The organism is Micromonospora sp. NBC_01638 (genome assembly GCF_045209745.1).
Lineage (GTDB): Bacteria > Actinomycetota > Actinomycetes > Mycobacteriales > Micromonosporaceae > Micromonospora.
Map to the genome: position 1 here is coordinate 3,353,032 of NZ_CP109273.1, position 13,924 is coordinate 3,366,955.

Annotated in this window: 11 protein-coding genes and 1 pseudogene; 10 read left to right on the forward strand and 2 right to left on the reverse strand. The window is 71.7% G+C overall.

What is annotated here, in order from left to right; translation table 11 throughout:
- Positions 1 to 29 precede the first annotated feature (29 nt).
- From OG811_RS15925 to OG811_RS15965, 9 genes are all read left to right on the forward strand, one after another.
- On the forward strand, positions 30 to 1,283 hold the full coding sequence (locus OG811_RS15925) for a histidine kinase (RefSeq protein ID WP_406075266.1): 1,254 nt from the start codon (positions 30 to 32) through the stop codon (positions 1,281 to 1,283).
- On the forward strand, positions 1,280 to 1,930 hold the full coding sequence (locus tag OG811_RS15930) for a response regulator transcription factor (protein ID WP_406075267.1): 651 nt from the start codon (positions 1,280 to 1,282) through the stop codon (positions 1,928 to 1,930). Before OG811_RS15925 ends, OG811_RS15930 begins: the two co-directional genes overlap by 4 nt.
- Positions 1,931 to 2,006: 76 nt before the next feature.
- Positions 2,007 to 3,083, forward strand: coding sequence for a hypothetical protein (locus OG811_RS15935; RefSeq protein WP_406075268.1), 1,077 nt, complete (start codon positions 2,007 to 2,009; stop codon positions 3,081 to 3,083).
- A 57-nt stretch (positions 3,084 to 3,140) separates the two neighbouring features.
- Positions 3,141 to 4,601 carry a magnesium chelatase gene (locus OG811_RS15940; RefSeq protein WP_406075269.1) on the forward strand — a complete coding sequence of 487 codons (1,461 nt, stop codon included), beginning with the start codon at positions 3,141 to 3,143 and terminating at the stop codon, positions 4,599 to 4,601.
- 2 nt (positions 4,602 to 4,603) lie between these two features.
- Complete coding sequence (locus OG811_RS15945; RefSeq protein ID WP_406075271.1) at positions 4,604 to 6,556, forward strand: VWA domain-containing protein; 1,953 nt, start codon at positions 4,604 to 4,606, stop codon at positions 6,554 to 6,556.
- A gap of 28 nt (positions 6,557 to 6,584) precedes the next feature.
- Positions 6,585 to 7,046: a hypothetical protein gene (locus OG811_RS15950; RefSeq protein WP_406075272.1), complete on the forward strand. Its 462-nt coding sequence runs from the start codon at positions 6,585 to 6,587 to the stop codon at positions 7,044 to 7,046.
- A 40-nt stretch (positions 7,047 to 7,086) separates the two neighbouring features.
- Positions 7,087 to 8,157 (forward strand): CapA family protein, encoded by a 1,071-nt coding sequence (locus OG811_RS15955; RefSeq protein ID WP_406075273.1) that lies wholly within the window; start codon positions 7,087 to 7,089, stop codon positions 8,155 to 8,157.
- A gap of 245 nt (positions 8,158 to 8,402) precedes the next feature.
- Positions 8,403 to 9,587, forward strand: coding sequence for an NAD(P)/FAD-dependent oxidoreductase (locus OG811_RS15960; protein ID WP_406075274.1), 1,185 nt, complete (start codon positions 8,403 to 8,405; stop codon positions 9,585 to 9,587).
- 135 nt (positions 9,588 to 9,722) lie between these two features.
- Positions 9,723 to 10,106 (forward strand): DoxX family protein, encoded by a 384-nt coding sequence (locus OG811_RS15965; protein ID WP_405426987.1) that lies wholly within the window; start codon positions 9,723 to 9,725, stop codon positions 10,104 to 10,106.
- A gap of 72 nt (positions 10,107 to 10,178) precedes the next feature.
- On the opposite strand, the gene OG811_RS15970 is transcribed toward OG811_RS15965, so the two are convergent.
- On the reverse strand, positions 10,179 to 12,050 hold the full coding sequence (locus tag OG811_RS15970; RefSeq protein ID WP_406075757.1) for an FAD-dependent oxidoreductase: 1,872 nt from the start codon (positions 12,048 to 12,050) through the stop codon (positions 10,179 to 10,181).
- 174 nt (positions 12,051 to 12,224) lie between these two features.
- On the opposite strand from OG811_RS15970, the pseudogene OG811_RS15975 reads away from it, so the two are divergent.
- Positions 12,225 to 12,551, forward strand: a pseudogene (locus tag OG811_RS15975) (hypothetical protein); the annotation flags it as partial.
- Positions 12,552 to 12,916: 365 nt separating this feature from the next.
- Here OG811_RS15975 and OG811_RS15980 read toward each other — a convergent pair.
- Positions 12,917 to 13,924 carry a GlxA family transcriptional regulator gene (locus OG811_RS15980; RefSeq protein ID WP_406075275.1) on the reverse strand — a complete coding sequence of 336 codons (1,008 nt, stop codon included), beginning with the start codon at positions 13,922 to 13,924 and terminating at the stop codon, positions 12,917 to 12,919.

The following is a 13,924-nucleotide window of genomic DNA, read 5'->3' on the forward strand; positions in this document are numbered from 1 at the left end:
GCAGGCCGAGTCAGCAGCACAATGACGAGGTGACCTTCCGAGCGGCGCTGGCCCCACTGGTTGCCGGCTCCACCTGGCGGCGCGGCGTGTTCCTGCTGCTGGGCGGGGTGCTGGCGCTGCCGTACGGGCTGCTCGCGGTGGCCTTCGCCGAAATGTTCGCCAACTCGGAGGTCCCCCGTGCGCTGGTGACCGCCCTGCTGGTGATCGCGGTGCTGATCGCCGTGGTGCCGCTGCTACTGGACGGCAGCCGTGCACTGGAGATCGCCGCCGTGCGGGCGCTGCTCGGCGTCGACCTGCCCGAGCCGTCACCCGGACACCACGGCAACCGGGAGACCCGGCTGCGCAGCGCGCTCTGGATCGTCACCCACCTCATCGTCGGCGGGCTGCTGCTGATCGCCCTGTTCAGCGCCCTACCGATGGCGCTGGCCTTCATCGCCCAGCAGTTCGGCATCGGCGCCGAGCTGACCAGCCGGGAACGGTTCGGGCCGATCGACGGGCGGGACACCGGCTGGTTGACCCTGACCGGGGTGGCCCTGCTGGTCGGCCTCGGCTACGCCGTCGCCGGGCTCGGCGCGCTCGCCGTGTCGATGGCGCCGGTGCTGCTCGGCCCGGCTCCGGCGGAGCGGATCGCCGCCCTCGAAGCGCAGGCCACCCGGCTCGCCGAACGCAACCGGTTGGCCCGGGAGCTGCACGACTCGGTCGGCCACGCGCTGACCGTGGCCACCCTCCAGGCCGGCGCGGCCCGCGAGGTGCTCGACACCGACCCGGAGTTCGTCCGGCGGGCGCTCACCGCCATCGAGGAGACCGGACGGACCGCCATGGACGAGCTGGACCACGTGCTCGGGCTGCTCCGGGAAACCGGCAGCGACCGGCCCGCGAAAGCGCCGCAGCGTACCCTCGCCGACCTGGACCTGCTGGTCACCGACACCCGCGCGGCCGGGCTGGCGGTGCACGAGCACCGCGCCGGCGACCCGGCGCTGGTGCCCGCGGTGGTGTCCCGAGAGGGCTACCGAATCCTCCAGGAAGGGCTGACCAACGCCGCCCGGTACGGCCACGGGCCGGTCACGCTGCGGCTGGACCTGAACCCCGACGCGCTGGAATTGGAGCTGATCAACACGGTGGGCCGCGCTGACCCCGACCGCGCCGACCCGGGCCGGGGCGGCCGGGGCCTGGACGGCATGCGGGAGCGGGTGCTGCTGCTCGGCGGCCAGCTCACCGTGGGGCCGGACGGCGACCGGTGGCTGATCCGGGCCCGCCTGCCATACGAGGAGACGACGCGATGAGCACTGGCGTGCTCATCGTCGACGACGACGAGCTGATCCGGATCGGGCTGCGGACCATTATCGACGCCCAACCCGACCTGCGGGTGCTCGCCGAGGCCACCGACGGCGCCGAAGTGCCGCCGCTGGTCGCCCGGCACCGGCCGGACGTGGTGCTGATGGACGTGCGGATGCCCGGCATCGACGGCATCCAGGCCACCCGACACCTGCTGGCCACCTCCGCCGACCCGCCCCGGGTGCTGGTGGTCACCACCTTCGCCAACGACGAGTACGTCTACGAGGCGCTGCGCGCCGGCGCCTCCGGCTTCCTGCTCAAACGGGCCCGGCCCGCAGAGGTGGTGGAGGCGGTCCGGGTCGTCGCGGCGGGGGAGTCGCTGCTCTTCCCCGCCGCGATCCGCCAGTTGATCGGGGCGTACGGGCCGGCGGGCGGCGACCGGCTGCGCCCGGCCCGGCTCACCGAGCGGGAGGCCGAGGTGCTGCGGCTGATGACCACCGGCCGGTCCAACCCGGAGATCGCCGCGCACCTGGTGGTCGGGGTGGAGACGGTCAAGACGCACGTGGGCAACGTGCTGGCCAAGCTGGGCGTCCGCGACCGCACCCAGGCGGTCATCGCCGCCTACGAGTCCGGCTTCGTCACCCCGTCCGGCTGACCGGTCCCTCCGTCGGGGGAGCGGGTTCACCGCCACCCGGGAGGGAACCGGCCGGCCGTCGGCCGAGGCTGAGAGCATGACAACGATCACTGCCTCCCCACCCCGTCCCGCCTCCCGCTGGCCGGACCGGCTCGCCCCGTTGGCAGCCGGCTGGCTCGGCCTGTGGGGCGTGCTCGCCCTGCTCGGCACGCTCACCGGCACCGGCTATCCGTTCGGTGCGAACGACCCGCACGGCGGCGACGCCAACCTGCTGCGCCTGGTGCCGGTGGAGCTGGCCACCCCGATCTTCGCCGGTGTGCTGCTGACCGCCGCGGTGGCGGCGCTGGTCATGAGCCGACCGGCGGTACGCACCCCCGGCCCGCTGCGGGCGCTGCTCGCCGGCTACGGCTGGGCGGTCGCGTTCGTGCTCGCCGTGGTCGTCCCGGACGCCCGGGTGCTGGTCATCCTCGGCTACCTGCCGATCCTGATCATCGGGGCGCCGTTCGGCTGGCCGCCGGTCGACTACACCGAGGTCTTCAACTGGGCGCTGTTCGCCCGGTTCGCCGCGCTGGTCGGTGGCTTGCTGCTGGCCGGGGCGGTGCTCGCCTGGCAGCGCCGCACCGCCGGGGCCTGCGTCGGCTGTGGCCGCCGCGACACCGACCGGGGTTGGACCACCCCGGCCGCTGCCGCGCGCTGGGGTCGGTGGGCCGCCGGGATCGCCGCCGGCATCCCACTGATGTACGCGCTGACCCGGTTCGCCTGGGCGGCCGGCATCCCGCTGGGCATCTCCGACGATTTCCTGGCCGAGATGCGCGAGACCGGGGTGGTGTGGGCCGGGTTCGGGCTGGGCGCGTTCGCCACCGTCGGCGCGGTTCTCACCCTCGGGCTGGTGCAGCGCTGGGGCGAGCGGTTCCCCCGCTGGATGCTCGGACTGGCCGGCCGTCGGGTGCCGGTGAAGCTGGCCGTGGTGCCGGCCACCCTGGTCGCCATCGCCGTGACCGCGGCCACCCTGGGCCTGCTCAGCAACCCCGAGTTCTGGCAGCTCACCCACGGGTTCAGCCTGGCTGGCGCGCCGATGCTGCTCTGGCCGTTCTGGGGGGTGGCGCTGGGCGCCGCCACGTACGCGTACCACCTGCGCCGCCGCGGCGCCTGCCAACGCTGCGCCCGCGCCTGAGGGCGGTAGTGGGGGTGCCCCCTGATGCCCGGGGCACCCCTGCGAAGGTGAGCTAGCGTGGGTTGGGTGACTGCGCCCTCCCCGGTAATCCCGGTTCCACCGGCCGACCTGCCCGGCACGCTCGGCGCGCTACGGGCGGCCGGTCACCATTACCGCACTGTCAAGCAGGAACTCCGCGACAACCTCCTGGCCCGGATGCGCGCCGGCGAGGCCCGTTTCCCCGGCATCGTCGGCTACGACGACAGCGTGCTGCCCGAGGTCGAGCGGGCGCTGCTCGCCGGGCACGACATGGTGCTGCTCGGCGAGCGCGGCCAGGGCAAGACCCGACTGATCCGCTCGCTCGGCGCGCTGCTCGACGAGTGGACCCCGGTCATCCCCGGTTCGGTGCTCAACGAGCACCCCCTGCACCCGCTCACCCCGGCGTCCCGCGCCCAGGTCGCCGAGGCCGGCGACGACCAGCCGGTCGGCTGGCTGCACCGCTCGATGCGCTACGGCGAGAAGCTGGCCACCCCGGACACCAGCGTCGGCGACCTGATCGGCGACGTCGACCCGATCCGGATCGCCCAGGGCCGCACCCTCGGCGACCCGGAGACCATCCACTTCGGGTTGGTGCCCCGCACCAACCGGGGCATCTTCGCCGTCAACGAGCTGCCCGACCTGGCCGAGCGGATCCAGGTGGCCCTGCTCAACGTGCTGGAGGAGCGGGACATCCAGGTCCGCGGCTACCAGCTGCGGCTGCCGCTGGACCTGCTCCTGGTGGCCAGCGCCAACCCGGAGGACTACACCAACCGGGGTCGGATCATCACCCCGCTCAAGGACCGGTTCGGCGCGGAGATCCGCACGCACTACCCGGTCGACCTGGAGTTGGAGCTGGCACTGATCCGACAGGAGGCCGACCTGGTCGCCGAGGTGCCGGAGCACGTCCTGGAGGTGCTGGCCCGGTTTGCCCGCGCGGTGCGGGAGTCCCCGTCGGTGGACCCGCGCTCCGGTGTCTCCGCCCGGTTCGCCATCGCCGCCGCCGAGACGGTCGCCGGTGCCGCGCTGCGTCGCGCCGGCCTGCTCGCCGCCGCCGGCACCCCGGATGGACGCCTGGAGGCCGCGGTGGCCCGGGTCGGCGACGCGGTGTCGGTGACCAGCACCCTGCGCGGCAAGGTGGAATTCGAGAGCGGCGAGGAGGGGCGGGAGATCGAAATTCTCGCCCACCTGCTGCGGACCGCGACCGCGGAGACGTTCCGGGCCCACCTCGCCGGACTGGATCTGTCCGGCTTCACCGCTCTCGTCGAGGAGGGTGCCGCGATCGAGACCGGTGAGCTGGTCGGCGCCGCCGAGCTGCTGCGTCAGGTGGGCACCGTGCCCGGGTTGGCGAAGGTCCTCGATCGGCTCGGCCTGGGCGACGCGCCCACCCCGGAGGAGGCGGCAGCAGCCGTCGAGTTCGTGCTGGAAGGGCTGCACCTGACCCGGCGGCTCGGCAAGGACGTCACGGATACCGGGCGCACCGTCTACGGGGGCCGGGGCTGACCGTGGCCGGCAACCGGTTCCGGTACGGGCAGTGGAACGGTGGGCCTGACCCGCTCGCACCCCCGTACGACGTGCGCGAGGCGGTGGACGCGGTCGGCGCCGAAGTGCTGGCCGGCGGCAGCCTGCGGGAGGCGTTGCGCGACCTGCTGCGCCGTGGCCCGCAGGGACGGGGTGGGCTGGACGACCTGGCCGCCCGAGCTCGACGGCTGCGCCGGGAGGCGCTTCGTCGGGGTGACCTGGACGGCGCGGTGGCCAGGGCACAGGCCCTGCTCGACCAGGCCCTCGCAGCCGAGCGGGACGAGCTGCGGGGCCGCGAGGACGACGACGCGCGGTTCGCCGAGTCGGTGCTGGACAACCTGCCCCGCTCGACCGCGCGGGCGGTGGAGGAGCTGTCCGGCTACCAGTGGGCCAGCGAGGACGCCCGTCGTTCGTACCAGCGGATCCTCGACCAGCTCCGGGACGACGTCCTCGGTCAGCGGTTCGCCGGGCTGCGTGAGGCGGCGCGAGCCTCCGCCGACCTGGCCGTCCAGCGGCGCCTCGCCGAGATGATGGGCGACCTGAACGACCTGCTGGCCCGGCACGGCCGCGCGGAGGACACCACCGACGCGTTCGCCGAGTTCATGCGCAGACACGGCGACTTCTTCCCGGAAAAGCCGTCGACCGTCGACGAGCTGATCGACGTGCTGGCCCGCCGCTCGGCGGCCGGTGAGCGGCTGATGAACTCGCTCTCCGACCGGCAGCGCGCCGAGCTGGCCGGTCTGATGCAGCAGTCGCTCGGCGACCGCCTCGCGGGGGAGTTGTCCGCGCTCGACGCAAACCTGCGGGCACTGCGACCTGACCTGCGCTGGGGGCGCGGCGAGCGGGTCCGGGGCGAACAGCCACTGGACTACGCCGACGCGGCCGGAGCGCTCGGTGAGATCGGCGAGCTGGACGACCTGCTGGACCAGCTCGACCAGGAACACCCGGGGGCGACCCTGGACGACGTGGACGTCGACGTGGTGGCCCGCACGCTGGGCCGCGACGCGGCCGACGACGTACGCCGGCTGCGGGATCTGGAGCGGGAGCTGCGGCGGCAGGGTTGGGTGAGCCGGGACGCGGAGGGGCTCACGCTGAGCCCGAAGGCGCTGCGCCGGCTCGGCGGGACCGCGCTGCGGCGGGTCTTCGCCGATCTGACCGCCGGGCCGCGCGGCCAGCACGACCTGCGCTCGGCGGGGGCCGCCGGCGAGGTCAGCGGCGCGTCCCGATCCTGGGAGTACGGCGACGAACAGCCGTTGGACGTGGTCCGGACGCTGACCCGGGCGGTCAGCCGGGCCGGGCCGACGGTTCCGGTGCAGCTCGCGGTGGACGACTTCGAGGTGGTGGAGACCGAGAAGCGGGCCTCGGCCGCGGTCGTGCTCTGCGTCGACCTGTCGTACTCGATGATCTCGCAGGGTCGTTGGGGGCCGATGAAGCAGACCGCCCTGGCGTTGGCGCACCTGATGGAGACGCGCTTCCCGCAGGACGCTCTGCAGATCGTGGGCTTCGGCCGGGAGGCGACGACGCTCACCCAGCAGGAGTTGGCCGCCGTGGAGCCGGACCTGCAGCAGGGCACGAACCTTCAGCACGCGCTGCGGTTGGCGGGTCGGCACCTGCGCCGGCATCCGGACGCCGAGCCGGTGGTGTTGGTGGTCACCGACGGGGAGCCGACGGCCCACCTGGACCCGGACGACGGGGAGGCGCTGTTCCACTGGCCGCCGCTGCCGGAGACGATCGAGGCGACGGTCCGTGAGGTGGACCGGCTCAGCCGATACGGCGCCACGCTCAACCTGTTCATGCTCGGCGACGACCCGGGCCTGCGCCGCTTCGTCGACGCGGTGGCCCGGCGCAGCCGGGGTCGGATGTTCACGCCGGACACCGACGACCTGGGCGAGTACGTGGTGTCCGACTACCTCCGCTCCCGCCAATCCCGCCGCTAACCCTCGCCCGGCGGGGTTGACTGGGGGAGTGGAGAGCGAGGGACTGCGGCGGGCGTACGACGCGGTGTTCGCGGAGCTCGACGCTGCGGGGTTCGGTCCGCCGCCGGAGGGCCAGCTCAGCGCCGAGCAGATCGTCGCGCACCTGGTCGCCAACGACGAGCTGATGATCCAGGCCACCGAGGCGCTGCTGGCCGGGTCGACGTTCGCCTACTACGACCTGGACGACATGCACCGCCCGCAGCTCGACGCGCTGGTCGCCGAGCAGGGCGGTCTGCGTGGCCTGACCGCTCTGCTGCACGGCACCAGCGACCGGCTCTGCGCGCTGGTCGACCGGCTCGGCCTGGCGGCGGAGACCTCGGTCGACACCCACCTGCGGGAGGGCTTCGACCTCATCGTCGACGAGCCGCTGCCCTGGTCACGCACCCTGGATCTGCACACCCGCGTCCACCTACCCAAACATCAGGCCCAACTCCACATGCTCCGCGCCTGATCCCGCCCCGCCGCCTCATCCGCCGCGTACGCTGCCTGAGGTGAGACGGGCACGATCCCTCGTCGCGGTGGCGACGACTCTGACCGTGGCGCTGACCGCATGCCGGGTCGGGCCCACACCGCCGGCCGGTGAACCGACCCGCTCCGCTGCGGTGGCGTCCCCGTCGCCGGCCGTGCCGGCCGAGATCACGTTGGCTTTCGCGGGCGACGTGCACTTCGCCGGTCGTACGGCGGGTCTGCTGGACGATCCGGCGACCGCGTTCGGGTCGATCTCGTCGGCGTTGTCCGCCGCAGACCTGACCATGGTCAACCTGGAGACCGCGGTTACCACGCGTGGCACCCCGGAGCCGAAGCAGTTCCTCTTCCGGGCTCCGGCGAGTGCGTACGACGCGGTGAAGGCGGCCGGGGTCGACGTCGTGTCGATCGCGAACAACCACACGCTGGACTATGGACGGGTGGGTCTGGCCGACACCGTGGACGCGGCGAGGGCCGCCGGGGTGCCGACCGTCGGGGCAGGCACCGACGCGGCGGCGGCGTACGCGCCCTGGACGACCCGGATCGGCGGCACGAGGATCGCCTTCCTGGCATTCAGCCAGGTCGACGAACTGTGGTCGCAGTGGAGGGCCACCGACACCCGTGCCGGAATCGCGATGACGAGGGACCTGACGCGGGCCGTCGCCGCAGTACGCGCCGCGCGCCAGCAGGCCGATGTCGTCGTCGTGTACGTCCACTGGGGCGCGGAGGGCGACAGTTGTCCGCCCGCCGACGCGCGGGCGTTCGCCGGTGAGATGGCCCGGGCGGGTGCCTCCCTCGTCGTCGGCACCCACGCGCACCTGCTGCTCGGTGACGGCTGGATCGGCAGGACCTTCGTTCAGTACGGGCTCGGCAACTTCCTGTGGTGGCGCGACGACGCGTACAGCAACGACACCGGGATCCTGCGGGTCACCCTGCGCGGCCCGGAGATCGTGAAAACGGAGTTGGTGCCCGCGCTGATCTCCCGCCGCACCGGCCAACCCGAGCTCGCCACCGGAGGCGACGACGCGGCACGCATCCTCGGGGAGTATGCGGATCTGCGCGGCTGTACCGGACTCGCCGCGACCCCCGCCGGATAGGACCGCCGGCAGGGGAGAGCCGTCGTACGACGCGAGCCAGCAAGCGGCGCGAGTTTCGTCGCGATGCTGGCCCGTCACGGGACGATCTACCGGCAGAAGACCAAGCCTTTTGACCCGCCGAAGTCGACACCTTCCTGACCAGGCGTGCCGAGCCCACGCCTGTGGAGTGGTCTGCCTCACACGTTGTCACAACGATCGGTCAGTCGGTGTCTTGTGGCCGAACCCCTGAAAACGGAGGAGCCACTATGACTGAGAACTTTGATGTGGTCGTGGTCGGCGGCGGGTACGCCGGTGTCATGGCGGCCAATCGCCTGACGCAGCGCGACGATGTGACTGTGGCGTTGATCAATCCGCGCCGGACGTTTGTCGAGCGGATCCGCCTGCACCAGGTGGTGGGCGGGTCCGACAACGCGGTCGTCGACTACCGGGAGGTCCTGGCCGAGGGCGTCCGGCTGGTGGTCGACACGGTGACCCGGATCGACGCGGCCGAGCGCAGGGTGACGTTGGCGGCCGGCGGCACGGTCGGCTACGACTACCTGATCTATGCGGTGGGCAGTGGCAGCGCCGACCCGGGTGTGCCCGGAGCGGCCGAGTTCGCCTACCCGATTGCCAGCCTGGAGGAGGCGCAGCGGCTACGGCCGGTCCTCGACGCCGCTCCCACAACGGCCCCGGTGACGGTTGTCGGAGCCGGTCCGACTGGCATCGAGACCGCCGCCGAGTTGGCGGAGGCGGGCCGTACCGTGACTCTGGTCTGCGGTGGGGTGCTCGGCCCGTATCTGCACGGACGGGGTCGGCGCTCGGTTGCCAAGCGGCTGGCCAGGCTCGGTGTGACAGTGCTCGACGGCCCCGGCGCGAAGGTGACGGCGGTGACTCGCGATGCCGTGCGGCTCAGCGACGGCCGCGAGTTGCCGAGCCAGGTGACCATTTGGACCGCCGGGTTCGGCGTGCCGGACCTGGCCGCCCGCAGCGGGCTGAGCACCGACACGCTGGGCCGCCTGCTCACCGATGAGACGTTGACGAGCGTGGACGACGTGCGCGTCGTCGCGGCCGGGGATTCGGCGGCACCGTCGGACCTGCCGTTCCGGATGAGCTGCCAGGCCGCGACGAGGGTCGGCGCGCACGCCGCCGACACGGTGCTGGCTCGGATCGCGGGTGGGCAGCCGGCGCCCATCAACCTGGGGTTCTTCGGCCAGTGCATCAGCCTGGGGCGTCGCGCCGGCATCTTCCAGTTCGCCTCCAGGGACGACGCCGCGAACGGGTTGTACATCGGCGGCGGCCCGGGCGCGAGGCTCAAGGAGTTCGTCTGCAAGCACACCGTCAAGCACCTGGCGGACGAGGCACGCAGGCCCGGCTCGCTCACCTGGGTCAAGGATGACAAGCGCCAGGAGTTGCTACGGGCCAAGCGCGGTGATGCCCTGGCCCCCCGCTGAACGGACAGCCTGGGCCACGCGTCGGCGATCCCAGCTCGAACGGCCACCAACCACCGAGGGTGTCCCACTGGAGCTCCGCCCCGTGCCGGATGGTCCCAAGACACCGGAGTCACCTACACAAGGCAAGGAAACCGCATGAGCCTCGCCCTTTGGATTGCTGCCGGCCTGCTGGCAGTCGTCTCCCTGACCGGCGGCATCACCAAGACGTTCGTACCCAAGGAGAAACTGGCTGCGCTCAATGGCGCGGAATGGACCCGGCACGCCAGCGCCGGCTTCATCAAGACCATCGGGGTCCTCGAGCTCCTGGCCGCGGTTGGCCTGATCCTGCCCGCCGTGCTCGACATCGCACCGTTCATGGTGCCGGTGACCGCCGCCTGCTGGATTTTGCTCATGGTCGGCGCGGCGATCATCCATGGCCGCCTTGGTCAGTTCAAGTTGGTGATGGTGAACGTGGGCTACGTTGCGCTTGCGGCCTTCATCGCGTGGGGCCGCTTCGGCCTTGAGCCTTTCACCGCCTGACGAAGATGTGCCGCTGACGGGGGGCGGTGTCGTGTTGGCGCGGGTGAACCCGGCACGGGCCGCCCTGGCGGCTCAAGAAGCATCCTGCCGCCGTGCTGCCTCCTGTCCCGCCAGGTAACCAAACACCAGCCCCAGCGAGATCGTCCCTCCGGCGCCCCCGTAGAACCCCTTCGTTGGTGCGCCTCCTGCATTGCCGGCGGCGTACAGGCCTGGGATGACCTTGCCGTCGGTGTTCAGCGCGCGCCCGTGTGCGTCAGTCTTCGGGCCACCCACGGTGCCGAGCGCGCTGGCCTCAACCTTGAGCGCGTAGTACGGCGGGGTGTTGACGGGCCCCAGGACGCTTGACCTCGGGCTCTTCAGGATCGGTCGTACGATCTTCGTGATGGGCCTGACCACGAGGGAGCGCAGGCGTTCGGGGTCGTTCTTCTTCGCCGCACGTGCCGCCACCTTGCTCACGATCGGTCCGATCGCCTTCGCGATGGCCATCCGCGCCTTCGCGGTGGCGGCTGGGAACAGCGCGTCGGGGGACCTCTTGCTCAGCCGGGGGTAGTAGGCGCCGAAGTACCGATCGAACAACGTGCCACCGCGGTCGAAGTACGGGTCGTGGCCTCGTCCGGCCTCGGGATTGAACCGGTCGACGGTCCGGAGTAGCCCCACCTCGTCGACTCCGATCTGAGCCGCCAGCTCCGCCAGCGTGTCAGCGCGGTGGATGTAGTCGGGCACCGGCCCGCCGGGCGTGATGCCGAAGATTCCGAACTTCGTCCAGTAGTTGTGGTCGAAGATCAGCCATGCCGTGGCGTTCGGCATGGCGCCCGTCTTCGGGTCCACCTCGTGCATGATCTTCCCGAGCTGGTCGTAGGGGAGAGCCTCGTTCGCGAAGCGCTCACCCTGATGGTTCACCATGATGCTGTGCGGCAGCGAACGCTCACCCAGGAACACCCGGCTGAGCGGGCGGCCCTCCAGCGTCTCGCCGGGCACCTGCACCGCGGGCATCCACCAGGCGTCCTGCATACCCGTCAGGTCGGCGTGCACGTCCCGGGCCAGCTGCACCGCGATGCCCTCGTGCCCCTGCGGCGAAACCTGCACTGCGAAGGGTGCGTGGAGGTGGCTCGTGGTGAGGTCGGTCGACCCCTCGAACCCGCCGCTGGCCAGCACGACGCCTTTGGCGGCACGCACCGTGTGCTCGACGCCGTCATCATCCTGTACGACGACGCCCCGCACCCCCGACTCATCCGTGATGAGCCGGACCGCGGGCGCCTGGACGCGCACGTCGACGCCGTCACCCAGAACCGCTTCGAGCAGGGCGCCGACCAACGCTGGTCCGGCGAGCCACACGGCATCACTACTGATCCCACCCAGCAGCCAGAACGGGAGCGGATTCCTGGCCATGCCGGTCGTCAGGGCTGGTCGCACGAACGAGGCGGCCTCCCCCAATCCCTTGGGGGAGTAGGGGCCGGGGAAGAGGGCCCGCCCGACCGACGCGCCATCGATGTCGGAGCGGTAGTCCGGCCAGATCGTCGGGATCCACCCGAAAGAGGTGTGCTCTTCTATGAATCGGGCGACCTGCGGCCCCGTCTCCAGGAACTTCTCCACCAGTTCATGGTCAAGAATCTTGTCCCGGCCCTCGCCATAGATGTAACGCCGCGCCTTGTCCAGGTCGTCGCTGACCCCCAGGTCCTTGTTCGAGAAACCATGATTCGGGATCCAGGCCGCACCCGCGGAGATCCCGGTGGCGCCACCGACGATCGGCTGGGACTCCACAACGAGGACCCGTGCCCCCTGCTTCGCGGCGCTGAGCGCGGCCATCAGCCCTGCCCCGCCGGAGCCGACGATTGCAACATCCACCTCCTCGGGGATGCCGCGCTGTGACACGGTCCCGATGGAGCCACGGTGCTGACTCGAACTGTTGACCACGATGTCCTCCGCACGATCAATTTCGGTCATGGCTCTCCAAATCAACTTAGGGCCTGCCGAGGATTGACACGCGGATTTCGGATCGGGCTGAGTTACTCGTGGTAGCCGTATTCCCAGCTGGTCGCACGGCGGCGATCTCCCTGACGCCGATGGTCCGGGTGGCCGCACTTGCCGCTGTGCACCGCGACCAGCAGCACCGGGCCGATGATCCAGGCCACCGAGGCGCTGCTGGCCGGGTCGACGTTCGCCTACTACGACCTGGATGACATTCACCGTCCGCAGCTCGATGCGCTGGTCGCCGAGCAGGGTGGTCTGCGTGGCCTGACCGCTCTGCTGCACGGCACCAGCGAGCGCTTGTGCGGGCTGGTCGACCGGCTCGGCTTGGCGGCGGAGACCTCGGTCGAGACCCACCTACGCGAGGGCTTCGACCTCATCGTCGACGAGCCGCTGCCCTGGTCACGCACCCTCGACCTGCATGCCCGAGTCCACCTACCCAAGCACCAGGTCCAACTCCACCTTCTCCGCTCCTGAGCGGCGTCGATGGTGCGCTGGCCGGTCGGCGTGGCGCAGCGCAGGCATCCTGGTCTGTTGAGGTTGATGCCTGTGAATCATTTTTATGACTCACAGGCATCACGCTCGCAGTAGTGATGCCTCCGGCCGAGGCGAGGCCGGGCCAAGCCTGCCCCCGCCCCCCGCCCCCCCCGCCCTCCTGCCTCCTGCCTCCTGCCTCCTGCCTCCTGCCTCCTGCCTCCTGCGATCTTGCACTTTCTGTCGCGACAAAGAGGGCGTAAGGGGCAAGCTGGCGACCGTAAGTGCAAGATCGCGGGGTGCGGGGTGCGGGGTGCGGGGTGCGGGGTGCGGGGTGCGGGGTGCGGGGTGCGGTGCGGAGTGGGGGATTAGCTGCCGATTAGCTCGGGGCGGGGGTGGAAGGTGCGGCGATAGGTTGACGGGGCCACGCCGATGCGCTGGTGGAGCTGTTGGCGTAGGGCGGCGGTGGTGCCGAAACCAGAGCGGTGGGCGATCTGGTCGACGGTGAGGTCGGTCGTCTCCAGCAGCAGCCTCGCGTGGTCGGTGCGCTGTTGCAGCAGCCACTGCGCCGGGCTCAGGCCGGTCTCCGACCGGAAGCGGCGGGTGAAGGTGCGCACGCTCATCCGCGCCTGCTCGGCGAGGTCGCGCAGGGCGATCGGCTCGTGCAACCGCTGCCGTGCCCACTCCCGCGCGCCCGCGGTGCTGGTGTCGATGGCCTTCGGCACCGGCCGCTCGATGTACTGCGCCTGGCCGCCGTCCCGCCACGGCGGCATCACGCAGCGCCGGGCCGCCCGGTTGGCCACCTCGCTGCCGTGGTCGAGGCGGATGACGTACAGGCAGAGGTCGATGCCGGCGGCGACTCCGGCCGAGGTGAGCACCCCGTCGTCGGCGATGAAGAGCACGCCCGGGTCGAGGTCCACCCGGCCGTGCAGGCGGCGGAACTGCTCCGCGTACGCCCAGTGGGTGGTCGCCCGACGCCCGTCGAGCAGCCCAGCGGCGGCCAGCACGAACGCCCCGGTGCAGATCGACATGATCCGGGCGCCCCGCTCGTACGCCGCCCGCAGCGCGTCGGCCACCTCGGGTTCGACGGTGCCCGAGGTCAGCGCACTGCCGTCGTGGATGCCGGGGACGATCACCGTGTCGGCGGTGTCGAGCAGATCGATCCCGTGGTCGGGGAGGACCTGGAAGCCGGCGGTGCTGCGGACCGGCCGCCCGCCCGGGGTGCACACCCGGACGTCGTAGAAGTCTGTCCCGTCGGCGGCCCGGGCGGTGCCGAAGACCTGCGACGGGGTGCCGAGGTCCAGGCCGACAACCTGGTCCAGGGCGAGTACGGCGATCCGGTGCGGGCGAACGGTCATGGCCCGATTCTTGCGCAT